This window comes from Truepera sp. (assembly GCA_032027045.1).
GTDB lineage: Bacteria > Deinococcota > Deinococci > Deinococcales > Trueperaceae > JAAYYF01.
This window is the reverse complement of sequence record JAVSMU010000001.1, coordinates 2285606-2311129: the sequence shown is the minus strand read 5'-3', so window position 1 is coordinate 2311129 and position 25524 is coordinate 2285606. Positions and strand designations below refer to the sequence as shown.

Sequence of the window (25524 nt, the reverse complement as noted above, 5' to 3'; positions counted from 1 at the left end):
AGTAGGCTTGGGTTGGTGGAGTGCTAACTCCTTCGCTTACCGATCCAGAGCGCGAGCGCTAGCGGTACGTATACACCCACAAAGGAAAATGAGTAATCGAAAACGTTCAACAGGTAGAGGGGTAGAAGGAGCCCCAAACCTCGCCATCGGTACCTTCGCCATGCGAATATCCCCAGCGCAACTGTCAATGCGACTGAGCCTAGTAGGCCGAGGAGGCCATACTTCACAGACAGTTGAAGCCAGAAATTGTGTGCGTGGGATATAGGTGGGCGGGTTGGAGCCTTGTCCGCCCAGTAATCGGAGAAGCTCGTCTGAATACCGTTAGGGAAGTTAGCCGTAAACCCTTGCCATGCGACCCTCCAGATCTCGGGCCGGCTGACTACGCCAACTTCTGGCTCCCGCTGGAAACTGCTGGCAAATCCGATAGCCACGACGGCTACCAAAGAGATGGACACTAGGGAAAAGAATATCGCGACCTTATGTCTTCGCCAAGAAATGGTGCCGAAGTACATCAAGGCAATTGCGGCGGCGATGAGTGCGATTCTACTACCAAACATACCAAGCGCGACAAAAGCCAGAACAGTAGAGGCGACGCTTAGCCAAAGCGGGCCCCCGATAAAGAGTAAAGCTCCAAACACGCTAACCACGCTGTGCGCGAGTAGGTTCGGGTGGATTCCCAGTAGTGACACCCTTGACTTGGTTGGCAGTATGCGGAGTGCGTGGTCGCTCTTGGTCTCAGTCGCATTGAAATCACGAATGAGGACTCGGTTACCAGAACCCAATGTCAATCGTGCAGACAGCTGCTTCCCGTCCAGCCAGATGCCTTCCGTTCTATACACGTTCCATTCGCCGTCTACCACAATGGCCTGTTTGTGAGCCTGTGCGTCGATTGCTATGGTGGCAAGCGTAGGTTGAGCCCAACTGCCGTCCAGCTGTTCTTGTATTGCCGGTGAGCCGATGGAGCCATATCCACCGAGATTGCTGAGCGTCACGACCAATACGTAACCATCCAGGTTTGGCGGCGCACTCCAGGTTGAAACGAGGGCTTCGGCTTCTGTGACACGGAAGTTGGTACTGCTTTTGTCGCGGCCGTCCTGTGAGCTGAGAGCAACGGTACCGACAACTGGCGTGTCGTCTCCCCCGGGTTCAACGTCGAAGCTTGCTCGGAAATGGCGACCTGCCAGCGGCGCACCAAGAACGATCAAGTATCGGGCAACCTCGTTTGAAGGACCCTCCAGCATCAACTTACCATCGGGGCTCAAAGCAAGCTTTCTTGCGGTACCAGCAGGAGACTCGATACTTGGTGCGAGTTCCCAGCGCGGAGCAGCCGTCTGTTCGTCAAGCCTCGCAGCGAAAGAAATGGTGGCTTCGGCTGGCTTTTCTACTTGCCAAGTACGAGTGGCACCGACCGCGCCTTTAAGCAGATGCGTCACTCCACCGAAACCGATAGAGATCTCTTTGACCCGCTGTGGGGATCCAGAAAGGGCGTAGTAATTCAGCAGGAAACTTGCGGCGCTCCAGAAACCAACCGCTGTAAGACAGCCAAAGAGCAGATATCTAATAAGGTGCCTTGATACCGCCTTGGCCCCTCGCATCACGGTAACTGGAAGGTGAGGGACACTAGATTAGCGATTTCTTGGTCGTTGCTTTGGTGAATCGCGCTAAATCGCGTGCCCCAATGGTGAGTGGAGCAACGACAAACGCAAGCGCTACGTAGAGTGCAGTCTTGAGGGTCAACAGCTCATGAAGATTCCCCATGCCGAACACCCCGTTCAGCTCGAAGAGGAGTTTGTAACCGACAACCGCCAGCAAGACTCGAGCGGCACGCACGCTACGGAGCAATAATACGGCGACTGCAACGAATAGTATTGCTGCGACAATCTGAAGCGCGATTAACCCAACCTGTCCAAAGGCGGCGAGTCCGATAGCAGGATACCCCATTGTGAACCTGATGCCCTGCGATTTGTAGCGCGCAACCAGGTCTTCCGGGGATACGACTCGCATGAGGTAGGACATTCCCGTATCGTCGGCGGGCCGAAAGCTGAAAAGCGCAGCTAACTCCTTAGCGGATTGCACGTTCTGCTCAACAGGAAGTGTGCCGTTTAGGTAGTGGTCGTAGGTTCCCCACCAGACATGGCCCTGCAGAACAACACGCTGGATCAGATTAGTGATTGGTGTATCTGAACGGAACGTCCCGCTGTACTGGTAGAGGATCAATGGAATGAGTATCCCGCCGGTTACCAAGCCTACGATGGCAGCTTGTTTAATCGAAGGTCTCCTGCGCCGTATCGCGAATACGCGCATCAGGATTGGGAGGAGGAAGCTGTAAGTGACCAGCACAAGCGCCGTATACTTCTCGCCCTGAAGGACGAAGTAGACTAGCGTAATCAGAAGCAGGAAGAAAGCAAAGTTGCGTTCACCCCTGCTTCGCGTGAAAGGAAAGCACAGGCCCAAAGCGAAAATCAACGTGGACAATTGATTGTGAATCGGCTGCAGTAAAGGTACGGTGTTGAATCGCCAATAGCTGAAGCGGTCCCGATGCTCAAGTAGTGGAGAGCCATTGATGAACAGGCCAATGAAGACGAATACTATTACCCCAAGCAGTAAAGCGTAGGTCAAGATGCGAGTGTTTTTCAACACTCTGTAGCGGACGAAAAAGGCGCGCGAATTCCTTGCTCCATCGAACAGTTGAAAAAGGGAGTACGCAACGAGGATGAATACGGTAGTATAGAAGCAAAGCCAGACGGTTGCGCCGGTTAGGAATCCCGTTCGCTGTTGTTCCGAAATGTAGGCACCCGATTCAATAAGTACCCCAGACAATAGCGCTCCAAACTGCCCAAAAATGAACAGAAACGAAAGTAGAAAGAATGTTGGTTCGAAGCGATAGAGAAGGGCTGAAAGCAGCACATAACTAACGAGCGCCGCAATCGCAGTCAGCAAGTTGGGGCCTATCGCCTGATCTATTCCGACCAGTACTGTGACTGAAAGAAACATCAGAACCACAAATCGTCCGGATGCTCTTATCGCCCCCCAACGGAGGGGCAAGCGAATCATTGGATACCTCGCTGCCAAGATGCCTTCCTAGCCACTCGTCCAGTACCCTGAATGCATGCTTAATCTAGGGAGGAGGCGCCTAGGCACCTGGCGGTAGCGCTTACCTAACTGCAATGCCGCGAACTTCGCTAAAGATTCCAGGATCGCTCTTGGAATCCACCAATAGCGATGCTCGCTGACCAGATAGCCGATCAGCCTAAAGGCGTAATTCAGGCCCTCGCCACCTGCTCGGAAGTCTTTCAGCTCTTCGCGGGCTTGTGCGAATACGACGCCAATGTCGAAATAGCGGCGAAATGTTTGTGCTAAGGAATAATCGTGCGAATGAATAACAAGTGAGTCGGAGCAGTAATAATGTGCGTAGCCAGAGTTGAGTAGTGTGGCCGCAAACAACATATCTTCGTTCATAATGGTGTCGCTGCGGAAACCGCCTAGAGCATGGAACACGTCACTGCGTATCGCGGAGCAGCTATTGGAGAAGAAGGCCGCGCGTATTCCAAGGGTCGATATGTCCTGCGGAGTAACGAGACGGCTATGTGCTGGGTAGTTATGGTGGCGCGCAAAGGCTGCTAGTGGACTATCAGATGGGTCGGGCACTTGCCTGGCAAAAGTGGCTACGGCTGTTCCTGCTCTGATGGGCGCAATCAAGTTTTCGAGCCAGCTGGCATCTTTGGGAATAGCGTCCTGGGTTAGGTATACGAGCACGTCACCGTTTGCATGTCGGGCGGCAAGATTGCGTACGGCTCCATGATTGAAGTCCTCTCGGTCGATGGAGAGCACATTGAAGCCGTACTGCTCAAATGCCGAAATGGTGTTGTCATCACTTGAAGAGTCGATCAGCAAGAGTTCCGAAGGCATCAGCGATTGGGCCTGAATGGCTTGGCCAAGCCGCTCGGCGAACCGTTCAGCATTTAGGGTTGGGACAATGCACGTTACCCGGACTTGACCTTCCAGCGGTGTCAATCTGCGCGGGTCAGTTATTTCTTGTCTCACGAGTTGTCCGTAGCCGGGGGTCGGTCGGCCAAGCGAAGCGCTGCTTCCACCGCAGCAACGAGCTGAGATGAATACTGCTCAGCGGAGAATGTGCGAGTCGCCCAACTCTTGGCCACTTCGCCCATTACTCGCAACGAGGAACGTTGCTTAATTGCCCGCTCCATTACGATGGCGAGGTCGGCAGGGTCATCAGGGGCAAATAGCCATCCGGTCACGCCCTCGCGAATGAGTTCCACCGTACCGCCGCTGCGCGCTCCAATGACCGGACGACCGAACTTCATGGCCTCGATTGTAACTCTGCCGAACGCCTCGTTCTGAGAACACATAAGTACCACATCGCAGTCAGCGTATTCCTGATCTGGATGCTCGACGGCGCCGTGGAGGGATACCGAGGCACCTAGGCCGAGCTCGGCGACCAGTTCACCAAGATAGCTTGCAAATGTAGGCCTGCCGCTCCCCACAATCCTTAGGCGCGCTTCGTAACCTTTGTTTATAAGAGTATGAAGCGCTCTTATGGCGATATCCTGCCCTTTGCCTGGGTGAAGTCGGCCCAGTAGCAGGAAGTCAATCGTCTCATCGGCTGGCTCGCTGCGTCTCGGCGGCGGCACAGAGCCTACTGCCACAGCCTGGTAAACGACCTGGATCGTCTTTCGCTCAAGCAACGGATTGAAGGCCGAAGCCACCGCCCCTGAGTTCGCGAGCAGTAAAGCGCTGCGCGTTTCCAGCAACCGGAGGCTAGGCTTCTTGCCGAATAGGAAAATCAGGTGGTGGTCTATGTCTACGAACTCCCTGATGTGGCAGATGTGCGGGAGGCGCAGCAGTGAGCTGATAAGAAGGCCTGCTGGGGTGGCAACGGTGTTTGTGTAGACTAGCTGGAAATGGTAGCGCCTCAACCGGAATGCCAAGAACGCGGAGCTAAAGAGGGTAAATACGGCGGCGGCGTAGCGCAACGCCCGCCAGTGAGCGGGCTCGTTCTGCTTGCCGAGCCACCAATAGTAGGGCCAAACCGTGTACGGAATCTTATGGTCGTCGAGTGTGGCAAGTAGCGGACCCTTGCGAGGAACGAGCACATGTGGAACAACGCCGCGGTCCCGGAGAAGAAGTATCGATTCAATCAAGGAGCGATCCGCTCCTTCGAGCCTTGATGAATGGGCAACGAAACATACGTTCATAAGGTGGAAAAGTCCTGAGATGACAGCGGTGGACCCCGCCTGTTGGACAGTTCCTCTTGGTTCTTAAGTTCTAGCACAGGCTCATGACCTGCGCTTGGGGTTGGCTCGGTCCCGGCAGCAGTAGCGTTGCCTTRGCYGCTGGTAGCGAGYGGGTGTAAGCCTCGAYYGGGGTTTGGTCCTCCARGCTCGAATGGAACCTGTCAGCGTTGTAGTAGTCCAGGTARTTRCTGATGCATTGCCGGGCTTCCCACACGCTGTCGTAGGCCCGCAAGTAGACCTCCTCGTGCTTCAACGTCCACCAGAAACGCTCGATGAAGACGTTGTCCCTCCAGGCGCCGCGACCATCCATGCTGATCTGCACGCCAGCCGCCTGCAACGCGCTGGTGAAGGCATTGGCAGTGAACTGAGCGCCTTGATCCGTGTTGAAAATGGTCGGTCTTCCGAAGTGCACCAGGGCCTCCTCGAGAGCCTCGACGCAGAAACGGGAGTCCAGCGTGTTGGATAGCCGCCAGGCGAGGATGCGGCGGCTATGAACGTCCATGATCGCCACCAGGTAGCAGAAGCCCCTAGCCATGGGGATGTAGGTYATATCGGCCGCCCAAACGGCATTAGCGGCGCTGATGTCAACCCCCCTCARCAGGTACGGGAACACCTTGTGCCCCGGCCCSCGACCGGCCTTCGTGGTGCGCGGCTTCGGGTAGATGGCSSTGATACCCATCTTCAGCATCAGGCGCCGCACACGCTTACGGCTCACCCGCCGGCCATGCAACTTCTGCAGGTCCKTCGTGATGCGCCGCGAACCCTTGAACGGATGCTGAACGTGAATCTTATCGATCAAGTGCATCAGCACCAACTCGTCGCCGTCGACGCCCTCTRCGGCCCGGTAGTAGGCCGTGGAGCGCGGCACCCGCAGCAGCTCGCACTGCCGCTTGACGCTCAGCTCCGGCCGCGGCCCAATCAGGCCCTTRCGCTCGCTGGGGGTCAGCGCTTCAACGCTCTGGACAAAAAATCGCGCTCCACCGTCAACTCCCCGATCTTCGCATGCAAATCCTTGATGACCGCCTCACCATCCAGCCGACTGTCAGCCGGGCTCTCGAACACGGCCACGGCGCCATCCAGCAACTGCCGCTTCCAGGCACTCACCTGATTAGCGTGCACGCCGTACTCGCGGGCGATCTCAGCCGTGGTGCGCTCCTCACGCGCCGCCTCCAACGCCACCTTCGCCTTGAACGCAGGACTATGATTCCGACGCTTCCTCGACACAACAACACCTCTCTCACGAGCCTACAGGCTCAACCTAAGAAGGTGTCCAACTAATGGGGACCAGCGCTGACACTGTCGTCATGGCAATACGGGTCGTGGCCCTCACGCAGGCAGCACGTTTGAGCTTTAGTTCATGGGAACGCTCCGTCATTGGAACCCGAGCTCGGCCCTAGGCTTGAACGCGGAAAGGCTTGAGACGGACACTGCTTCCCATTCTGGTCCGGGATCCTGCCCGTCCACGAACCGCCTTATGGCCGTAGCTACCAGACGAGCCGAGTCGCCGTCAAACCGTGTACCGAGGGTTGCGCAGTAGGGTGCAGCCTTGTGGCGAACCGGAGGGCGACTTGCAATGAGCATCTGCAACGCAGCTAAGAGGTCGTCGTGGGTCGAATAATAGGGGACGGTGCCATTCTTGATAAAGCTGTAATTGTCGGTACGGCGCCCCGAAAAGTCGAAGTAAAGCGGTGTGACGTTGAGTAGCAGGGCCTCGAGCGCAATATTGGAATCGCCGACCACTATCGCATCCACGCCTGAGAGGAACTCGAAAGAGAGTTCCTTCGCGGAGTCCGACACGGAGACGTTGAACTCGTTAAGTGTGGCTGACCAATCGCGTTTGTCGCCCGGGTGAGGGCGAAGCGTTATCGGCATCTGGGGAAGGGTAGCTCGCATCGCGGCAATGAGATTCAAGACGGAGCTTGAGTCCTCGGCCCGGCCAATGCAGACCCCGAGCGCCGTAAGGGAGTCGTTCTCGTTCGCAATTGATGAGAAGGCGTCTAGCTTTGGTATCCCCGCTAGGTAGACACGCGTTTCGGAAGTCCCTGCTCGCTCGTATTTCTTCAAAGCGTCCAGGCCGTCCAAGAATGCCAGATTATAGTTCAGAGGTGGGAACCGATCGTTGACGGAGGAATGCTGGATATATGCTGTGGGCACTCCCTCAGCCGCCGCTGCGGCGGTTAGTGTCCTCGTCATCATGTTGTGATCATTCGCCACGAACACTAGGCTCGGGGTGAGCTTGTGCAGCCAAATCCGAGCCACGAAATAATATCCGTAGGTAAGTATGAAGTGGTGAAATACGTGCGAATAAGCTTGTCGTTGATATGGAGTTGCAGCGGAGTACCGGAGAAGCGACACGGGAAAAAAGAAGAGTGCGGCCAGGTACGCGAAGGCCATCGGGAAATCGTGACCAGGCTGCTTGTCCAGGTTGACTAACAGCCTACGATCTGGGTCAAGTTGCGCGAACACCGGCTCCAACGCACTGAACTGGTTATAGGTCTCAGCTGCGAAGACAATCTTGCCTCGGCCCTCAGCTGCGATGGGACGCGGCCAACGAATGGAGCGGAACGCCTTGATCACGAATATCGCGATGCAGCCGAGAACGCCCCGCCGCGGATAAGAGGACGTGTAGTTGTATACGTCGAGAGCTTCTGTGCTCGTCAGGTAATTGAGGTTGAACAGTGGCAGGCGAACCGTGTCGGCAGCTATCGCCATAAGAGCACCTATGCTTCGGAATATCCTCATGGCGCCGTTCAGCTGTCCTCTCGTGAGCCCATGCTCGGCATCGTGCAGCCTAACCCGGCCGGTTCGTCGTGGCGGTTATGGGCGCTCGCCTGAGGGCCGCAGTGCCGAGCATTACGCGCAACACGGCCAAGACTACGAACGCTGCGAAGGTTCCCCATGCCACGCCGACTATCCCGAGCGGACCGACCAAGGCCAAGCTCGCGCCTATATTGACGACCGCGGCGACAAGAATTGCGCCGACGTACCAGAACTGCCTGTTGAGCACATGCAATACGCCTCCGTAGCCTTCACCGATGGTTGAGACCAATGGGACAAAGATAGTGACGAGAATGGCAGGGATGCCAGGAGCGTACTGGGGAAGGAGAGCACGCACTATTGGAGGGGTTACCAAAGCCATAAGCCCAACTACTGGCACTACTGCAGCGAACGTATAGAGCCGTTGCCGTGTGGCCAAGCGCCGCAGCTCACCAGCGTCGCGGGTTGCTGACCAGGCGTAAGCCATGCGCGGATAGAACTGCTGTGAGAGTACCTGTGGGAGAAGCGCTACAGCGCTTAGCGCCATTATGGCTAGGGAGTAGTAACCTAAGGCTTCGGAGCCGAGATGTCCGACGATCACCCATCGATCCACAGTCGCGAAGAGTGTATGAATGAGACCTACGAGCATGATCGGAAATCCAACGACGATCAACCGTCGAATTAGGGTGCGCTTGAACTTCGGACGCCACGCCACGGTGTGCGCGCCAGAGGCGGCAAGGCTAGTAAGTGCCAAAGTGGTTATTTGTCCGAGAATAAAGCCTGGGATTCCTAGAACGAGGGCGCCGGAAATGGATAGCGAGGGATAGGCGATGGCCTGCACGAATTGGAGTCGGGCTAGGTCGTTGAAGTGCGTTGTCGAGCGTAGGCTGGTGACGACGTAAGTGTAGATTTGATTGGCGAACAGTAGGGCGATGGTCAATAGGAAAGCGTTGGTGACTGTAACAGCCGGAATCACCAGGCCAAGTCCTAGAAGCAGGATTGTGGCAAGCCCGGTGGTTAGTAGGACGACGCCGAGAGCAGAGCGTCGCAAGTCGACTGCTTCCGTCACGCTGCCCCTGCCAATGGCCGCTGGCACCTCCCTGTTCATTCCATTGAGAGCACCAAGCTGGGTCAGGGCGCCGTAGGCGATGATTAGGTTGAGTAAGTACCAATTGCCCCAGGCGCCCGGATCGACAATGGCTGCCACTACGAGCCCGCTAACCACACGCGACCCTTGTACAAAGCCGGTCGAGGAACCGAAGCGCACGAACTCGCGGAGGAACGATTTCTCGCTTGGACTGCGGACCTTGGCGACAAGCGCGTTCAGTCGTTCCAGCACGCGCCAAAGCTACCACGGAACCGCACACCCGCCGGGCGCGTCGCAGTACTCTCTTCGGGAGGTCAGGCAGGCGGTAGGAGCCCAATCTAGCGCAGTGGTCTTGCGCCTCAGCGAGAGTCTCTTACGGTTGGCAATTGAGTTTGTGTAGGGCGCTGCCAGATTGCGTAGGGGGTCGCTTCCTTTGAAAACGTGGCGTAGAATTGCCTGTGAATGAGCAGTCTGGCGCGGCGAATGCTGATGTACCCCTACAAACTGATGCGGAGGCTTAAGAGCCGGTATTACAAGACTGTAGCTGTGCTCACGCTTGGTTCGTACGACGAGCCACTGAAGGTGCACGGCCCAACCCGACTGACGAAACGGACGGTCTTGGGATCGAACGCAAACTTTAATGGGATGACCATAGGCGGAACTGGAAGGGTCCAGATTGGGCGCAACTTTCATTCTGGGCCAGAGTGCCTGATCATCACCAGCTTCCATGACTACGACCATGGCGAGGCGATTCCCTATGGCTCAGCGTCGATAGACAGAGACGTCGAGATCGGAGACAACGTCTGGCTCGGGTCGCGCGTGACGATCCTCGGCGGGGTAGTACTGGGCGAGGGGTGCATTGTTCAGGCGGGTGCCGTTGTGGTGTCGGACGTACCTGCAGGCGCCATCGTTGGAGGGAGTCCGGCCAAGGTCTTCAAGCAGCGCGATTGGGAGCACTACGAGCGGCTAAAGGCCGCTGGCAAGTTCCTTTAAGGCAACTTGCAGTGATAAAGAACGCAGCTAAGGTAGCGATTCGTTGAAGTTCCTCATGGAGGACGCTAAGCCTTCGAGAGAAGCCATGGCCGCTCGCGCCCCCGGTCAACCGTTCGCAGCAACTTCGGTCAGGTCCCTGATACCCCACGAACTCGCGGATCACCGGGCGGTGTGTGAGCAACAGGAGCCAGTTAAGACTGAGTCGCATGATCTTCCGGGCGATTAGCCCGCTCTATTCATGAGGGTCGCGCTGGGGTCGGTTTCCGGGGTGCGAAAGGCCCGGACTTTGGCGCCGGGTTGCGGTTCGGACTCTGATGGTGACCGGTTCGGGGCGGTGGTGCTGGTTCCGGGTGTCCCGGGCGTGTTTTCGGGTGTCCCTGGGCGCGCTTCGCCGGCCGGTGGCGCCTTGATTACCGGATTCTGGGTTTGTTGTTGTGGCCTTGCCTCAGGCGGGCGGCGCGGCTAACCGCCTTGCGATGGTCACCCATTCGTTGCGCCATGGCGCTGCTTGGGGCAGGTGGATCACGATTCTCCTGGTGCTGGTCTTGAACCAGGCGCCCAACTTGATGAGCCGCTCCCTGATGGTGGTCACTTGTGCGCTGGCGAAGGTCGTGCCGGTCGCCGCTAAGCGGATCTCCTGGTATAGGGCGAACGCCGTGGCGTGCAAGATTACTCGCAGCTGGTTCGCCGCGAAGTTCGTGCAGCTCGTCTTGTCCATGCGGATGGCGYTCTTGAGTTCCTTGATGCGGTTCTCCACGTCACCCCTGCGGCTGTAGACRCTCTCGTAGACGAAGGCGGCATCGCCSACTAAGTCGGTGACGACGAACCGCGCATTATCCCGCGGGATCCTGCCCGGGTAGCGGGTGACTTCGGCCTTGATGATCACCCGYCGCGAGTGCGGCCAGCTCTTCTTGGTCTGGTACTGCTTATCCAGGTAGACGCGTTCGCTGGTTCCGCTGGCTTCGCTGAGCGCCCTGGCGATMGCCATGCCCGGCTCGGCGTGCTCTTTCAAGACGCTGTTGCTGCTCATGCCGATGGCGTAACGCACCTGGTGATCGTCGAGGTACTCGAACACGCTGGGGATAGCGAAGCCCGCGTCGGCTCGCAGCGTCACTTGCGCCCTCGGGAAGTGCGCCCTGACGTTCTCGATCACGCCGCTCAGGAAGCTCAAGACCTGATCGTTGCCGGCGTTACCCGGCCTGAGCAGGGCGGCCACCAGGTACTGCTCGGCCTCGTCGTCGAACTGGATGAACGCCAGCAGCGGCAAGAAGCCGTGGTTGCCGTACAAGCCGTTGAACAACGCGCCTTGCTGCTCACCATGAGCGTCATCCCAGGTGGCGTCGACGTCGATGATGATGATGCGCTTAGCGTTCCGGCGCAACCTCCGCTGGTGGCGGTTCAGCACCGCGCCACTGAACGCCTCGCTCGCCGCTGCGACATGCTTCTCGTCGAAGGCGTTCTCAAGGCGCGAGATGGTCGGCTGCGACGCCAACTCACTGCCAGCCCCCGGGCAGCGGCCCAGCAGCAACTGGTGAGTGGGGTCRYCKCGTAAGCGCGCCGCGTCGTTGGCGTCCTCGTAACCGTTCCCGATCCCGAAAGCCCGCTGCTGAACGACGGCAAGCAACGAATGCCTGACCTTGCCCGCCTCACGCGCATCAGGCAGCGCGCCCGCCACCGCCGCCGTCAAMCGAAGACGGTCATCCGCCAACTTCAGCAGCAACGCCCCGCCATCGGAACTGCTCGCCGGCTGATCGAAYGCCGCCACGACCGGCTTCACGAAGCCACCCTCGAACAGCACAGTCTGCGAAGTGATATTCTCTCTCACAAGAAGGCCTCCACCTGGTAGAAAGCTTGTGCCACACACACTTTCTACCATAATGAAGGCCTTCTCTTCTCATGCCTCATGCATAATCCGGGTTAGAGAGTCTCGACTGGCCGAGAGTGCGAAATCACTTCAGTAGATCCCAAGTGAGGGGAGTGCCCTTCGCTGCGGCCCGCCTGACCTGCAGGCCTAGGACTTTGTGAAGCTCCGCCGGTGGAAGTCCGAGGCCTGGGCGGATAGCGCGCACATTGTCTGTAGACAGTCGGGTACCAGGTTCTAGGTCTTCAGTTATGTAGAGTGAGCGCCTGAACCAAAGCGACTTCTTTTCTGATGCGGTTGGTCCGTAGAGAATCGACCCGAGGGCCTGCCATGCTCGCTGAGTCTCTTCTACTAAAGTGTTGAACTCACTAGGCTCAAGTGAAAACGCGCTATCCACTCCACCATCGGCTCGTGACAGGGTGAAATGCTTCTCTATCACGGTGGCCCCCAGCGCGACGCTGGCCACTGCCACGCCGATTCCTAGGGTGTGATCAGAGAGCCCCACCTGAACCCCGAATAGGTCGCGTAGATGGAGGATTGTCCTTAGGTTGGTGTTCTCAGGGGAAGCAGGGTAGTTGCTCGTGCATTTGAGCAAGATAAGGTCGGCGCATCCTGCGTCTCTAGCTACTTCGACGGCTGCCCCGAGTTCGCTGATTGTGGCCATACCAGTGCTGATGATTACAGGTTTCCCGGTGGCGGCCACCTTTCGTATGAGGGGCAGGTCAGAATTCTCGAACGAAGCTATTTTATAGGCAGGTGCTCCGAGTGCTTCGAGGAAGTCCACGGCCGTAGCGTCGAATGGCGAGCTGAAACACTCTATGCCAAGCTCTCGGGAACGAGCGAAGATTGCCTTATGCCATTCCCATGGCGTGTGCGCTTCTTCGTAGAGGTCGTAGAGCGTTCGGCCTCTCCAAAGGCTGGCTGGATCGTCGATGACGAACTCGTCCCGGCTGATGTCCAGTGTCATCGTGTCCGCCGTGTAGGTCTGCAACTTTATTGCATGAGCGCCGGAGGCGGCCGCCGCTTCGACAATCTTTAGGGCTCTCCCCAGATCTTGATTATGGTTGCCGCTCATCTCGGCCACCACGAAAGGGGGGTGGGTTGGCCCCAAGGAATGCTGGCCGAGTTTAATGGTATCGACGTGCCTCATGATCGAGAGCCTACCGCCTTGGGCGGCAACTGTGCCAAGGGAGAGTTCGCTGTAGCCCGCGCCCTTGGTCAGCATGGCGTCGTGCCGCCCCAACCCTCCACAACCCGCCCAGGAAGGAATTACTCACACATGCTCCTAGTTCAGTATCGATTCGTTAGAGGGCCTTGCCGATGAGTTCAGACACGTGAGTGTCCCAGCCATGTCGTAGCAGGTGAAGGTAGGGCTCCTTGTCTTTGAGCGTGTGAAGCGACCCTCCGGGTTGCTGGGGCCGACCTTCGACCGCACCAGCCCGGATGGCGGGCCACGTCTCGGTAAAGAGTTCAAGCATCGCCTCTTGTAGCTCACGATAGGTCGTCGCGAGCGTTCCCCGGATATCAACCCGGACCACTCTTTGGGCGATTATGCTTCCGGTGTCGATGCCCTCATCGATCTCGTGGATGGTAACGCCCTTAGGCGTGTCCTCGAGAAAACTCCAGAGGTTTGGGTCGGCTCCTCGATTCCAGGGTAGCAGTGAAATATGGAGGTTGACGAAGCGGTGAGGTAGGACAGCGAGAGTGGCGGGTCGCAGAATATGGCGGTAGCCATGGCTAACGACAATCGACGCCCCGACCCGCTGGACGAAATCACCGTCGACCCTGCTTGACATGCCATGTACGTTCTCGGCCAAACTTCGTAGGCGCGCTAGAATCGGCGAGTCCTCGTGGCCGAGGAAAAGAACGCGCGGCGCGGGCGTGCGACTCATTTTTCGGTCCTCCTCAAGGCATAAGGGACGTGGGGCGGGCCATCCGCTGGGCGACACGCTGCGTGCCGAAGCCATACACGACGCTAACACCCAACTGCGAGAGGCTCTGCCGGGCGCTGCTAACCATAAGGGCTTGCACAGCGGCTCGAAGATCATCTACCGTCGTGGTCTCTGCAGTGCCCAGGTAGACGACCAATTCCTTTTGCGCCAGCGCCGCGGAGATGCCCCGCTGGTTCTCCGACGGATACGAAGATGAACGGGAATCCAGTACTGAGCCACTCGAGCGCACCAACTCCACCAGTGTCAAGCGCTGTTGAGTGCTTGAGGTTATCCACGAAGTCGATTACGCTGACCGGCTGCCCTTGGTCATCTCTACACGTAAAGTAGAGCTTAGTGGCATCGTCTTTGATTCGTTCGAAGTATGCGCGATGCTCGGCTTCGGAGATGATGTGGGTCGAGTGCATTTTCTCTCGAATCTCCGGCTGGTTCCGCCATTTCAAGATTAAGCTAATGTCAGCCGCTGTTACGGCCCGTAATGAAAAGATCACTTCACCTCAGCATGCATTCAACTACTCGACTGGCTCCGCGGCCATCGACCAGGTCCATTCCTAGGCGGGACATCTTGCACCGCTCGTCCGGTTCTTGCAGGAATCCTTGTAGAGCCGCGACATAATCGAGTGGTCCCTCCAGCGCGCTCCCAGCATATGAAATGTAACCGAGGTCGGAAAGCCTCTGGCAGTAAGGCACTTGGTGATCAGCCACCGCTACGGTGATCGTAGGTAACCCCAAGCAACATCGTTCCCAGATTGTAGACCCGCCGGCACCGATTCCGATGTCCGCTCCTGCCATCAATTGCGCCATCTTCGGCGTTTGCACGTACACCTTGACATTAGTCATCGATTCAGCCAACTTGACAACTTCCGCCAGCGAGGCTTGGTTAGACCCCACAACCAGGTCGATTTGGAGATTCTGTGCTGACGGGGCTCCTCTCAGTTGGGTGAGGGAAGTGATCGTCTCGCCGGTCGGGTCGGTGCCACCGAAATTGACGAGGAGGCGCTCGACTTTGGCTGTCCGCTCCCTAAGGCCATCTCGAATAGTTGCGAACTCGGGTCGGAGTAGGGCGTAGTCGGGACCGAGAAGCTTAACGCAGTCGGAGGGTACGAGTTCGTCGTAACGTCCACCGAATTCGTTTAGGTTCTGATCCAACAATAGGTCGCAATCGTGTCGCCTATCCGCGATGTCGTCGATTGCCATGACTCGCTCACAGAACGGCCGTTGCTGTCGTTCCCACGTTTCGTTCAAGCCGTAATGGTCAACGACGACCCAATCCGGTCGTTCGCCACTACGGGCAAACTTGGCGGTAAGCTGTGCGTCCTCTTGAGCGCTGTATTGCTTTGGCAAGACATGTACGGGGAACCCACGGTCACGTTCGATGTACTGAATTAGGTTGCCGGCCTTTGCGCGACAAACGAATTCGATTTGACCTCCCGCTTCCGCGAGTGCGTCAGCAAGGGTAAGGCAGCGCATGACATGTCCGCTGCCTGTTGACGTCGAGGCGTCGGCCCGCACTAATACGCGCATTCAGGTGATCTTCTGTTGAATGTGTTGGTTAATCATCGAGAGATTAGGATGCTGCCTCACTAGTTGGAGTGCATCTCGGTAATTGAAGGCTGGTTGGGTTGGGAAGAGTGCTTCGTAGATCTTGATGATCAGTTCGAAGTCCTCCGGGGTGTCGACTGTCCAGCGTAGGTGACTATTATCCTCGTTGTCGACGAGGTCGTACCGGGGGAAGCGCTTGGGCTGGCGCCAGATGAACGGTGTGACATGTTCTCGGTCAGCCGACGACTTGGCTTCAGAATGCGCGGTTTCAAGGGCTAGCAACGGAAAGACCTCAACGTCGAGGCCCCTGGGGTAAGTGCGAACGATGCAGTTGGTTACGTACGTGATTGTGGAAGCATGCTTCAAGTAACTCTCTATTGCTGCGTCAATTACTGCGGGCTCGATGAGGGGACAGTCGGCAGTGACACGGACGATTACGTCAGCCTCATATTCGTTAGCTGCCCCTATGTAGCGTTGAAGAACATCGTCCTCGGGACCGCGATAGGAGTAGACACCGCTTATTGTTCGCAGCAAGTTGACGATTGCATCGTCTTCGCTGCGATCGGTAGTCGCTACGACGATTCGGTCGGTGAGCTTGCTGCGGGAGAGGCGTTCGATCTGTCGCGCAAGCATTGGCGCCCCCTGCAGGGGTTTGAGAACTTTCCCAGGGAGGCGGGTGGAGTTCATGCGAGCTTGAACGATGGATACGACGTGCATCTACGCGAGCGTCTCCTTCACGGCCTGTCTAACGCGCTCAACGCTTGAGGCCACGTCATCGTCACTCATTTGTGGATAGATGGGTAATGAGATGGCCCTTGAGTAGAAGTCCTCTGCGACTGGACAGGCTCCACGCGCATACCCTAACTGTTGATAGTAAGGGTGGAAATATACGGGAATGTAGTGCACTTGGACACCTAAACCCAGCTCACGAAGACGCTCGAAGAAGGGTCGCCTGCGTGACGGAGTCGTTCTTACACGGACAACGAAAAGGTGCCAGCCTGACTCGACTCCTGCTTGTTCTGTGGGCAAGATGAGTTCTTGCAGGTCGCTGAACGCGTCCATATACGTGGCCGCAATCGCTCGCCGCCTGGCCAAGAAGCGCTGTAGCTTGCGCATCTGGCTATATCCCAGCGCCGCTTGGATGTCGGAGAGGCGGTAGTTGAAGCCCAGAAACTGCTGTTCGTACCACCACGGGCCCTCCCCTGATGTGGTCAGGTCCGTGGGCTCCCGCGTTATGCCGTGAGTGCGAAACGTGCGTGCGCGGGCAGCCAGGTCAGCATCATCGGTTAGGACCGCGCCGCCTTCGGCCGTGGTGATCGGTTTCACCGGATGGAACGAGAGCTCCGTGGCTTTCGCCAAGGTCCCGACAGGTCGGCCATTGTACGTGGCCCCAAGGGAGTGGGCGGCGTCAGAAACGACCGTGACGCCGGCTTCGGCAGCAACGTCGTGTATGCGGTCATAATCGGCAGGATGACCAGCGAAGTCTACGGGAACGATGAGCCTAGTTCGTGGTGAGATGGCATCCTTGATTAGTTCGGGATCTAAGTTGCCGGTATCTTCTTGCACGTCTACGAAGCGGACTGTCGCACCCAAATACAGGGCCGCGTTAGCGGTGGCTGCGAAAGTAAGTGGTGTCGTTATTATCTCGTCGCCCGGACCTAGGCCGGCGGCAAAATACATCGCGTGAAGCGCCGACGTTCCGGAATTGAGTGCTACAGCGTGGCTCGCACCCGTAGCTCCCGTCAGGGCTGATTCAAAGCGATCGACAGCGGGTCCGGTCGTGAGGTAATCACTCCGCATGACGTCCGATACCGCCGCAACGTCATCATCATCTACCCACTGCCGTCCATACGGGATGAAGCTAGACATCTTCCCCTAGCATCTCTCGCAAAGCAGCTATGTCAAGCCACTCGTCGTTTCGGTCGCTAGTGTACGCGAAGCCTTCCGGCACAGGGTCGCCTTCCAAATGCGTGCTTGCCCACCATGGGAACTCGGGTTGGATCACGTAACGGTCACCGATGTCGAGCGTTCTTCGTGCGTCGTCAACGCTGATCATCTCCTCGTGAAGTTTCTCCCCAGGTCTGATTCCTACGACCTCGAGCTTCGCGCCCGGCGCTATCGCGTGCGCGAGATCTGTAACGCGCATGCTTGGAATCTTAGGAACGAACAACTCGCCGCCGCCCATGCTCTCTAAGCTCGTCAGTACGAACTCTACACCTTGGTTCAGGGTAATCCAGAAGCGGGTCATGCGCTCGTCCGTTATGGGCAGCACACCACTAGCCGCTCTGCTCTGAAAGAACGGTACGACCGAACCGCGGCTACCAACTACATTACCGTAGCGAACTACAGCGAACCTGGTGCGTTTGCCGCCCGCATACGAGTTACCTTGTATGAAGAGCTTATCACTGACCAGTTTCGTTGCGCCGTAGAGGTTGATGGGGCTACTTGCCTTGTCGGTGCTCAAGGCGACGACGCGTTGAACGCCGCGATCGATGCAAGCGTTGATCACGTTCTGGGCGCCGATTATATTGGTTTTCACGGCTTCGAATGGGTTGTACTCGGCGGCAGGTACTTGTTTGAGCGCAGCGGCATGAACGACGGCGTCGACGCCGTCGAGCGCGCGCGATAAACGCTCGTCGTCGCGAACGTCACCAATGAAGTACCGCAGTCGGTCTTCAGGCCCGAACTGCTGGGTCATCTCGTACTGCTTAAGCTCATCGCGGCTGAAAACTATTACACGCCGCGCGCCGGTCCTGTCGAGGACCGCTCTCACGAACTTGCGCCCGAACGACCCGGTACCGCCGGTCACCAGAATCGACTTATCGTTTAGAAAACTCATCTAGAATGGGCCTCCGTGTTTGTACATGGACAATACTCGATTCAAACGAGGCCAAACTCTGCAGGCGTGTGTAGCCTTCACTCGTAACCCAAGCGCTTGCATACGGGGAAGCACCTCGGCCATTGGCCTTCTGCGGGATGCGAATGGTCCACGTGATTCGACTTGCGCCTTCCCGATGGCGATGATGTTACCAGGGAGCCAGGACATACAGTCAATCTGCAATTATCAATCACGACATTCTGCTTGTAACGTCCAATAGTGGGCAGCGGCAACCCCTGGCAGGTGTGCTTTCGATGCCCTAGCCGGGCAGAAGCTAGTACACCAGTAGCAGATTGTCCTTCCAGCCCTGACTTGCCTTTCTTGACCCTCTTGGGACCTTTCAATTCGCCAGAGCACATTAGGCCAAGCATTGCCCACGGCAATTGATGGCAAGAACCATGACGCGGCAAGTGCGGAGTGAGCCCAACCCGCTGGAACCAAGAAGGCACTCAGTCAGTCTCAGATAGTGGCAAGCCACCAAAGGGTCGGAACGTAGCCACAAACCCCGGATTCGACAACACATCCCCAAAGTACCTAAGCGGCGCACCACCGCCGACCGCCACCATCTCCCCCCCGGCCGCCATCAGCACCGCCTGCGCTGCGGCGGTGTCCCACCACATGGTCGGCCCCAAGCGCGGGTAGAACTGCGCCGTGCCGTCTGCCACCAGGCAGCTCTTGATGGCCGACCCGCGAGCGATCGTCTCCACTTCGCCGTACTTCCGGCGCAGTCGTTCGATGAACGCCCGCGTGGCTTCGTTGGAGTGCGACCGGCTTACCATGACGCGCACCACGCCGTTCGCCGGGGGGCGGGTATGGATGGGGTGGGCGCCGCCTTCGGCGTCGAAGCGCCAGGCGCTGGCCGCGTGACCGGCATGGGCCGCGACGCCCGTGTAGGTGACGCCCGCGACGGGGGCGTGCACTACCCCGAGGACGGGCACGCCGTCCTCGACCAGGGCGATGTTGACGGAGAACTCGCCGTTGCGCTTCACGAACTCCTTGGTGCCGTCGAGTGGGTCCACCAGCCAGAAACGCCGCCAGTGGCGCCGCTCCTCGTAGCTGGGAGCCTCTGCCTCCTCGGCGATGATCGGAACTCCTGGGGTCAGCCGACCAAGCCCCTCGATGATCACCCGCTGCGAGGCGATGTCGGCGGCGGTCAGCGGTGAGGCGTCCGCCTTCTTGGTGACGGCGAATTCGGTGGCGTAGATCTCGAGGATCGCCCTGCCGGCCGTGGCGGCGAGGTCCACCACGCCCTCGCGCAGGTGTTCCAAGTCTAGTTGCTGGCGCTCCAGCGCCGGGTTGGTTCCCATTGGTCCAAGAGTAACGTGCCGCGTCGTTCGCGGTGTCACGTGGCCACTTGACCCTGACGTTACGTTAAGCCTTAACCTCTCTAGTGGGAAGGAGGAACAGCGCATGGCCCCGCCACCTAACGAGCCCTTCAGCGAGACGTACACGGTGGGAGAGGTGGCCAGGCTCGCCAACGTCAGCGTCCGGACGCTGCACCATTACGACGACATCGGCCTGCTGTCTCCCGCCGGGCGGACCGACGCCGGCTACCGCCTCTACGGCGCGGCCGACCTCGAGCGCCTGCATGACATCCTCGCGTACCGCGCACTGGGCTTCGAGTTGGAGGCGATCGCGGAGTTCCTCGCCCGGCCGGAGGCCGACGCCTGGGCACACCTTAGGCGCCAGGAGGCCGTCCTCAACACACGCATCGAACGCCTGTTGGCCATGCGCCGGTCGTTACACAAGCAGATGGAGGCAAGGACCATGGGAATCAACTTGAACCCGAAAGAGCTGTTCGAGGTATTCGGCGACTGGGACCCCACCGAGCACGCGGGGGAGGCCGAGGCGCGCTGGGGCGACTCGAGCGCGTACCAGGAGAGCCAACGCCGCACCCGGCGCTACGGCAAGAAAGACTGGCTGCGCATCCGTGCAGAGAACGCGGCCATCGAGGCCAAGTTCGCCGAGCTCATGGCCGCCGGGGTGCCGCCGAGAGACCCGCGCGCCCTGGAGCAGGCCGAGGCCCATAGGCAGCACATCTCGCGCTACTACTACGAATGCAGTTACGAGATCCACCGAGGCGTGGGCGAGATGTACGTGGCGGACCCGCGTTTCACTGCGTACTACGAGGGGAAGGCCGAGGGGCTGGCGGCTTACGTCGCGGCGGCCGTTGTGGCCAACTCGGAGGGGCGGCAGGAAGGCGCGTAGGGGCCGGCGATATAACGTTTGCGTTCGAACGGATAGCGCGTTTGCGGTAATTTCGATATCACTTTTGCGGTCGATGCAACATCACGCTTGCGGTAGTTCCCGCATCACGCTTGCGTTAGGAACGCCAAAGCGCCAGCACTCAGCGCCCCAGCAACCCCAGCAGGTACTTCCCGTAAGCGTTCCCCTTCATGGGCGCGGCCAGCCGCTCGAGTTGCGCCGCGCTTATCCACCCGCTCTGGAACGCTATCTCCTCCGGGCAGGCGATCTTGAGCCCCTGCCTGGCTTCCAGTGTCTCCACGAAGTTGGACGCCTGCAGGTAGCTCTCGTGCGTGCCCGTGTCGAGCCACGCCATGCCGCGGCCCATCAGCTCGACCCTCAGCAGCCCCTGGTCAAGGTAACGACTGTTGAGGTCCGTGATCTCGAGCTCGCCGCGTTGCGATGGGCGTATCTGGCGTGCCTCGGCGGCCACCCCGGTCGGGTAGAAGTAGAGGCCGGTGACCGCGTAGTGGCTTAGCGGCTTGGCGGGTTTCTCCTCGATGGCCGTCACCCTTCCGGCCTCGTCGAACGTCACCACGCCGTAGCGTTCCGGGTCGCTCACCTGGTAGCCGAACACGGTGGCCTCGGCCCGGCGCGCGTCGGCCGCCTTCAGCAGGCCGCTGAGGCCGTAACCGTGGAACAGGTTGTCGCCCAAGACCAACGCCGCTGGTTGGTCGCCCAGGAACTCCTCGCCGAGGATGAAGGCCTGCGCGATGCCCTCTGGCCGTTCCTGCACGGCGTAATCGAAACGCATGCCCCAGCTCTCGCCGCTGCCGAGGAGCTCGCGGAAGGCCGGTAGGTCGCGTGGCGTGGAGATGACGAGCACCTCGCGCACGCCGGCGAGCATGAGGGTAGACAAGGGGTAATAGACCATGGGCTTGTCGTACACGGGCAACAGTTGCTTGCTCACCGCCAGGGTGGCGGGGTAGAGCCGGGTGCCCGCGCCGCCGGCCAGCACGATGCCGCGCCGGGCGCTGGCCGCACTCCTCGCAGTGTCGACTTCCGAAGTAGCACCCGCACTCACGGCAGAGTCGGTGCCCACGGCACTGCCCGCGCTAGAGGCAGTGTCGGCGGCAGCGCCCGCACTCACGACCGCGCCCCCGAGGCGCCGGCCGCGCCCAGGCCGAGGCGGCCCAGGTCGTAGCGCTCCACCACCGACCTCACCCACGCCTGGTTAGCCACGTACCAGCGCACCGTCTCCAGCAGCCCTTCCTCGAATGGCACCTGCCGGCGCCAACCGAGCTCGCTCTCGGCGCGGCCCGAGTCGACGGCGTAACGCCGGTCGTGCCCCGGCCGGTCGGCCACGCTGGTGATCAAGCGGCGGTAATCGCCCGCTCCCGGCGCCACCTCGTTGAGGCAGCCTAGTAACTGCTCCAACAACTCCCGATTGGGCAGCTCGTGAGCGCCGCCCATGAGGTAGGTGGCGCCGGGCTCGCCCCGCTGCGCCGCCGCTACCAGGCCGCGCGCGTGGTCGTCAACGTGCAGCCAGTCGCGCACCTGCATGCCGTCGCCGTACATGGGCACGCTCTCACCGGCCAACGCCCTGCTCAGCGCCAGCGGCACGAGCTTCTCCGGGAACTGGAACGGCCCGTAGTTGTTGGAGGCGTGGGTGGTGATGACCGGGAGGCCGAAGGTATGGAAGTAGGCGGCCGCGAAGTGGTCGGCGCCGGCCTTGCTGGCGCTGTAAGGCGAGCGCGGGTCGTAGGGGCTGTCCTCGTCGAACATGCCCGTCGGCCCGAGGGCGCCGTAGACCTCGTCTGTGCTCACGTTGACCATGCGGAACTTCTGGTTAGCGGCGAGAGGCAGGTCCAGCCAGTAGTGCCTCACCGCCTCGAGAAGGTTGAACGTGCCCAACGTGTTGGCGACCACGAACTGCCGGGGCCCGTCAATCGAGCGGTCGACGTGCGTTTCGGCCGCTAAGTGGATGACCGCCGTGGGCTGCTCCTCGCGCAGCAGCTCGAGCATGGCGCCCTGGTCGTTCACGTCGAGCTTCACGAAGCGGTGGCGCGGGCCGTCGCCCGCCTCTCGCAGGCGCTCCAGGTCGGCGGCGTAGGTGAGGGCGTCGACGCTCACCACGCGCGCGTCGCCGCCGCCGACCAGCAGGCGCACCAGCGCCGAGCCGATGAACCCGGCGGCGCCGGTGACTAAGTAGGTGATCACGGTCTGGCCCCCGGGAAACGGTCTAGATCGGTGAGGAGCGGCAGCGCGGCGTCGCGCTCCGAGACCAACGGCGTTGCGCCCTCGAGCTGCCAGGCCACCGCGATGGTGGGGTCGTTCCAGCGCACCCCGGCGTCGGCCGCGGTGGTGTACGGGTAGTCGGTCTTGTAGATCACGTCAGCTACCTCCGAAAGAACGGCGAAGCCGTGAGCGAAACCCGCCGGCACCCATAACTGCTGCAACTCCACGTCGCTCAACACGGCGCTCACCCAGCGCCCGAACGTGGGCGAGCCGACGCGTAGGTCGACGGCCACGTCGAGGATGCGGCCCCGGGTCACTCCCACCAACTTGCCTTGCGCATGGGATCCGGCCTGGAAGTGCAGGCCGCGCACCACGCCCCGCATCGAGCGCGAGTGGTTGTCCTGCACGAACGTCACGTCGAGGCCGGCGGCAGCGAACGCGGCGGCGTTCCAGCGTTCGAGGAAGAAGCCGCGGCTGTCCGGGCGCACCACCGGGGTAACCAACTTGACGTCCGGGAGCGCGAGCGGCGTGACCTGCATGGACGCCGTCACTCGCCGCCCGCCCAAGTGGCGCGCAACCGCGCGAAGCGGGAAACGTCCAGCGACACGTCGTCGGGCAGCGAGACCCCGGCCTCGACCTTGCTCGCGCGGCGCACGCGCGGCGCCCGTCTGGCCGCCAGCTCGTACACGCTCTTGCGCTCGGTGGCCACGTGGACAGTGTCGTACGCGACCTCGCCCAGGTGAGTGACCAGTTCGGCAAGCAGGGGCGCTATCACGTCGACGTAGTCCTGCGACGTGTACAGGTCGTCGTACGCGGCTGCGTACTGCCACTCGCGTGGCCTAAAGCTCGTGCGCACGACGAGCGCGCCGGGGGCCGAGCGCGCCGCCTCCTCGGCCACGAGTTTGGTGAGCGCGTAGTAGTTGCGCACCGGCCCCGGGGTGTCTTCTTCCCCGTAGTTCCCGCGGTCGCCGTAGAACACGTAATCCGTCGAGATGTGCACCAGGCGCGCCCCAAGGTCGCGAGCAGCGCGCGCGACGTTGCGCGTACCGCCGACGTTGACGAGCCAGCAACGGTCGCGGTCCGCCTCGGCGCCCTTCACGTCGGTGTAGGCGGCGGCATGTACGACCACGCCGGGGCGAAGCCGTTTCAGCACCGTTCGTGTCATCGAGGGGTCGGTGACGTCGAGCTCGTTGGAGCTCGGCGCCACCGCGTCGGGCAGGAGCGCCAACAGTTCCTGGCCCAACCGCCCGCTGCCGCCCGTCAGGACGAGCCCGGCGCTGGAGGACGCGGTCAAGCCGCCCACCGCCACGCTGTCCACTCAAAGGCGAAGGGTCTGCTCACGACTGGCCGCCAGGGCGCACGGGCGCTTACCGGCGGCTCTCGCCCACGCTCAGAAGGTCCTCGTCGTGGTGGGTGAGCGTGCCGCTCTTCTCGTCGATCTCGGTCGCCCTTCTAGCGAAGCCCTTCGGCGGCGAGGTGTCGGCAACGGCGGCCCGAAGGAACACGAGGATGGTGGCCAGGAGCCCGGCGACCAACGCGGCGGCGACGGTGATGGTCAGCCGGTTCGTGGGCTTGGGGCTAAGGGGGGGTGCGGCCGCGATGATCACGGTGGCCGCGTCCGCCACCATGCTCTGCTGCAGGGCGAGTAACGGCATCACCGAGGCCACGCGGTCGTACGCGACGCGTGCGACGTTCAGCGCCGTCTGTGGCGTGGAGGCGCGCTGGTCGAGGTCGGCCAGGCGGGCTCGGAGAGTCGCGCCCTCGGCCTCCGCCTGGTCGGCGCCGGCGTGCAGTTGGGCGCGTTCGGCCACCTGGCCGGCCAGCTCCGCCGTGACCGTCTCCAGCCGGGCGCGGCTGACGAGGTTGACGAGGTCCTGCCCGCCGGAGGTGGCGCCTGGCGGGAGTTGACTGAGGGCCTCGCGTAGGCCCGTGGCCGCGTCCTCGGGCAGCGCGCCCGCATCGACCAGCGCGCGAACCTGGGTGGCTAGGGACGAGCTGGAAGTGCCGCCTCGGGCCGCAGCGGCCGCCGTGAGCAGCGCCTGTTGAGCGGTGTTGGCGGCGATCTTGCCGTCCAGCTCAGTAATGCGGGCCCTGGTGGCGGCTTGTTGCAGCGCCAGCTGATCCAGCCGGCTCCGCAGCGCCGCGCGGGCGTCTTCCTTCGAGAACTCGGCCCAGTCGGCCTGGGCCCGGTCGAGTTCGGCCTTGCGGACCTCCACCTGCCTGGTACTGCTCGCCACGGCCGCGTCGACGGTCTCGCGCATGGCGCCAACGGCTGCAGCCGCGCTCGCCGATGCCCAGGCGTTGGCGCGGCGGGCGGCCTCCTCGGCCGTATCGGCCGTGGCCTTGTGCTCGAGGGTCAGCTGGCCGCGCGCCTGGTTCGACGTGTCGATGGCCTTGAGTTCGAGGGAGTCGCTCAGGCGCCTCAGCTCGTCGGGGTCGTTGGAGGTCTTCGGGAACGCCGAGAGCAGCACGGAACTGCTGTTAGCGAGGGACGTGTACGCCTGCGCGCCCAAACCCACCTGCGGGATCAGATTGGCGAGGTCGCCGGTGGTACTTGGCTGTGGGGCGACCACCTGCACCGTTGCCGCCGCCTCGTAGCGGGCCGGCTTGGATGACAAGTAAACGAACGCGGCCCCACCGACGATGATCGTGACGATGACGATGGCAGCGAAGCCGCCGCGCAAGATGAGGTAGAGCTCCCTTAGCGAGATCTCGTCACGGGTGTCGTACATGTCGCTCTCCAAGGCCCGACCAGAATACGCCACCGGCCGCCCTCGCGC

General features: G+C 60.4%; 21 protein-coding genes and 1 pseudogene. 2 read left to right on the top strand and 20 right to left on the bottom strand.

Features of this window, described 5'->3' with window-relative positions; all coding sequences use genetic code 11:
- Nucleotides 1-23: 23 nt before the first annotated feature.
- The 7 genes and pseudogenes from ROY82_10580 to ROY82_10550 all read right to left on the bottom strand — a co-directional run bounded on the left by ROY82_10580 (nucleotide 24) and on the right by ROY82_10550 (nucleotide 9351).
- Nucleotides 24-1595 carry an O-antigen ligase family protein gene (locus tag ROY82_10580; GenBank protein MDT3682902.1) on the bottom strand — a complete coding sequence of 524 codons (1572 nt, stop codon included), beginning with the start codon at nucleotides 1593-1595 and terminating at the stop codon, nucleotides 24-26.
- A gap of 25 nt (nucleotides 1596-1620) precedes the next feature.
- On the bottom strand, nucleotides 1621-2994 hold the full coding sequence (locus ROY82_10575) for a DUF6418 domain-containing protein (GenBank protein ID MDT3682901.1): 1374 nt from the start codon (nucleotides 2992-2994) through the stop codon (nucleotides 1621-1623).
- An 87-nt stretch (nucleotides 2995-3081) separates the two neighbouring features.
- On the bottom strand, nucleotides 3082-4044 hold the full coding sequence (locus ROY82_10570) for a glycosyltransferase family A protein (GenBank protein MDT3682900.1): 963 nt from the start codon (nucleotides 4042-4044) through the stop codon (nucleotides 3082-3084).
- Nucleotides 4041-5162 carry a glycosyltransferase family 4 protein gene (locus tag ROY82_10565; GenBank protein ID MDT3682899.1) on the bottom strand — a complete coding sequence of 374 codons (1122 nt, stop codon included), beginning with the start codon at nucleotides 5160-5162 and terminating at the stop codon, nucleotides 4041-4043. Before ROY82_10565 ends, ROY82_10570 begins: the two co-directional genes overlap by 4 nt.
- Nucleotides 5163-5286: 124 nt before the next feature.
- Nucleotides 5287-6479: pseudogene (locus ROY82_10560) on the bottom strand (IS3 family transposase).
- A 147-nt stretch (nucleotides 6480-6626) separates the two neighbouring features.
- A complete protein-coding gene (locus ROY82_10555) occupies nucleotides 6627-7997 on the bottom strand; it encodes a hypothetical protein (protein MDT3682898.1) in 1371 nt (456 codons plus the stop codon).
- Between the two features lie 49 nt (nucleotides 7998-8046).
- Nucleotides 8047-9351, bottom strand: a complete 1305-nt coding sequence (locus tag ROY82_10550) for an oligosaccharide flippase family protein (GenBank protein ID MDT3682897.1) — start codon at nucleotides 9349-9351, stop codon at nucleotides 8047-8049.
- 210 nt (nucleotides 9352-9561) lie between these two features.
- Here ROY82_10550 and ROY82_10545 point away from each other — a divergent pair, with 210 nt between their 5' ends.
- A complete protein-coding gene (locus ROY82_10545; GenBank protein ID MDT3682896.1) occupies nucleotides 9562-10092 on the top strand; it encodes an acyltransferase in 531 nt (176 codons plus the stop codon).
- Between the two features lie 445 nt (nucleotides 10093-10537).
- Here the strand turns inward: ROY82_10545 and ROY82_10540 are convergent, their stop codons facing one another.
- From ROY82_10540 to cysQ, 8 genes are all read right to left on the bottom strand, one after another.
- Nucleotides 10538-11917: an IS1380 family transposase gene (locus tag ROY82_10540; protein MDT3682895.1), complete on the bottom strand. Its 1380-nt coding sequence runs from the start codon at nucleotides 11915-11917 to the stop codon at nucleotides 10538-10540.
- 124 nt (nucleotides 11918-12041) lie between these two features.
- A complete protein-coding gene (gene pseI, locus ROY82_10535) occupies nucleotides 12042-13178 on the bottom strand; it encodes a pseudaminic acid synthase (protein ID MDT3682894.1) in 1137 nt (378 codons plus the stop codon).
- A 79-nt stretch (nucleotides 13179-13257) separates the two neighbouring features.
- Nucleotides 13258-13749, bottom strand: coding sequence for a formyltransferase family protein (locus tag ROY82_10530; GenBank protein MDT3682893.1), 492 nt, complete (start codon nucleotides 13747-13749; stop codon nucleotides 13258-13260).
- A gap of 645 nt (nucleotides 13750-14394) precedes the next feature.
- The gene (gene pseG, locus ROY82_10525; GenBank protein MDT3682892.1) at nucleotides 14395-15426 is read right to left on the bottom strand and encodes a UDP-2,4-diacetamido-2,4,6-trideoxy-beta-L-altropyranose hydrolase; all 1032 of its coding nucleotides are present in this window, start codon (nucleotides 15424-15426) and stop codon (nucleotides 14395-14397) included.
- A complete protein-coding gene (locus ROY82_10520; protein MDT3682891.1) occupies nucleotides 15427-16161 on the bottom strand; it encodes a glycosyltransferase family protein in 735 nt (244 codons plus the stop codon).
- On the bottom strand, nucleotides 16162-17313 hold the full coding sequence (pseC, locus tag ROY82_10515; GenBank protein ID MDT3682890.1) for a UDP-4-amino-4,6-dideoxy-N-acetyl-beta-L-altrosamine transaminase: 1152 nt from the start codon (nucleotides 17311-17313) through the stop codon (nucleotides 16162-16164).
- Nucleotides 17306-18283, bottom strand: coding sequence for a UDP-N-acetylglucosamine 4,6-dehydratase (inverting) (gene pseB / locus ROY82_10510; protein ID MDT3682889.1), 978 nt, complete (start codon nucleotides 18281-18283; stop codon nucleotides 17306-17308). Before pseB ends, pseC begins: the two co-directional genes overlap by 8 nt.
- Nucleotides 18284-18771: 488 nt before the next feature.
- The gene (gene cysQ / locus ROY82_10505) at nucleotides 18772-19629 is read right to left on the bottom strand and encodes a 3'(2'),5'-bisphosphate nucleotidase CysQ (protein MDT3682888.1); all 858 of its coding nucleotides are present in this window, start codon (nucleotides 19627-19629) and stop codon (nucleotides 18772-18774) included.
- Between the two features lie 103 nt (nucleotides 19630-19732).
- Between cysQ and ROY82_10500 the strand changes: the two genes are divergently transcribed.
- Nucleotides 19733-20530 (top strand): MerR family transcriptional regulator, encoded by a 798-nt coding sequence (locus ROY82_10500; protein ID MDT3682887.1) that lies wholly within the window; start codon nucleotides 19733-19735, stop codon nucleotides 20528-20530.
- Between the two features lie 139 nt (nucleotides 20531-20669).
- Here ROY82_10500 and rfbA read toward each other — a convergent pair whose 3' ends face one another.
- The 5 genes from rfbA to ROY82_10475 form a co-directional block, all read right to left on the bottom strand.
- Nucleotides 20670-21590: a glucose-1-phosphate thymidylyltransferase RfbA gene (gene rfbA / locus ROY82_10495; protein ID MDT3682886.1), complete on the bottom strand. Its 921-nt coding sequence runs from the start codon at nucleotides 21588-21590 to the stop codon at nucleotides 20670-20672.
- Between the two features lie 62 nt (nucleotides 21591-21652).
- Nucleotides 21653-22726, bottom strand: a complete 1074-nt coding sequence (gene rfbB, locus ROY82_10490) for a dTDP-glucose 4,6-dehydratase (protein MDT3682885.1) — start codon at nucleotides 22724-22726, stop codon at nucleotides 21653-21655.
- Nucleotides 22723-23295, bottom strand: a complete 573-nt coding sequence (rfbC, locus tag ROY82_10485) for a dTDP-4-dehydrorhamnose 3,5-epimerase (protein ID MDT3682884.1) — start codon at nucleotides 23293-23295, stop codon at nucleotides 22723-22725. Before rfbC ends, rfbB begins: the two co-directional genes overlap by 4 nt.
- A complete protein-coding gene (locus ROY82_10480) occupies nucleotides 23292-24062 on the bottom strand; it encodes an NAD(P)-dependent oxidoreductase (GenBank protein MDT3682883.1) in 771 nt (256 codons plus the stop codon). Before ROY82_10480 ends, rfbC begins: the two co-directional genes overlap by 4 nt.
- Before the next feature lie 49 nt (nucleotides 24063-24111).
- On the bottom strand, nucleotides 24112-25476 hold the full coding sequence (locus tag ROY82_10475) for a Wzz/FepE/Etk N-terminal domain-containing protein (protein MDT3682882.1): 1365 nt from the start codon (nucleotides 25474-25476) through the stop codon (nucleotides 24112-24114).
- Between the last annotated feature and the right edge of the window lie 48 nt (nucleotides 25477-25524).

What these genes read in the sequence shown, in the direction of transcription:
- ROY82_10530 (MDT3682893.1), bottom strand. Translation starts at nt 13,749, where the DNA reads ATGTCAAGCAGGGTCGACGGTGATTTCGTCCAGCGGGTCGGGGCGTCG.
- ROY82_10555 (MDT3682898.1), bottom strand. Translation starts at nt 7,997, where the DNA reads ATGAGGATATTCCGAAGCATAGGTGCTCTTATGGCGATAGCTGCCGAC.
- pseG (MDT3682892.1), bottom strand. Translation starts at nt 15,426, where the DNA reads ATGCGCGTATTAGTGCGGGCCGACGCCTCGACGTCAACAGGCAGCGGA.
- cysQ (MDT3682888.1), bottom strand. Translation starts at nt 19,629, where the DNA reads ATGGGAACCAACCCGGCGCTGGAGCGCCAGCAACTAGACTTGGAACAC.
- ROY82_10520 (MDT3682891.1), bottom strand. Translation starts at nt 16,161, where the DNA reads ATGCACGTCGTATCCATCGTTCAAGCTCGCATGAACTCCACCCGCCTC.
- ROY82_10500 (MDT3682887.1), top strand. Translation starts at nt 19,733, where the DNA reads ATGGCCCCGCCACCTAACGAGCCCTTCAGCGAGACGTACACGGTGGGA.
- ROY82_10475 (MDT3682882.1), bottom strand. Translation starts at nt 25,476, where the DNA reads ATGTACGACACCCGTGACGAGATCTCGCTAAGGGAGCTCTACCTCATC.
- ROY82_10575 (MDT3682901.1), bottom strand. Translation starts at nt 2,994, where the DNA reads ATGTTTCTTTCAGTCACAGTACTGGTCGGAATAGATCAGGCGATAGGC.
- pseC (MDT3682890.1), bottom strand. Translation starts at nt 17,313, where the DNA reads ATGTCTAGCTTCATCCCGTATGGACGGCAGTGGGTAGATGATGATGAC.
- pseB (MDT3682889.1), bottom strand. Translation starts at nt 18,283, where the DNA reads ATGAGTTTTCTAAACGATAAGTCGATTCTGGTGACCGGCGGTACCGGG.
- pseI (MDT3682894.1), bottom strand. Translation starts at nt 13,178, where the DNA reads ATGCTGACCAAGGGCGCGGGCTACAGCGAACTCTCCCTTGGCACAGTT.
- ROY82_10580 (MDT3682902.1), bottom strand. Translation starts at nt 1,595, where the DNA reads ATGCGAGGGGCCAAGGCGGTATCAAGGCACCTTATTAGATATCTGCTC.
- ROY82_10545 (MDT3682896.1), top strand. Translation starts at nt 9,562, where the DNA reads ATGAGCAGTCTGGCGCGGCGAATGCTGATGTACCCCTACAAACTGATG.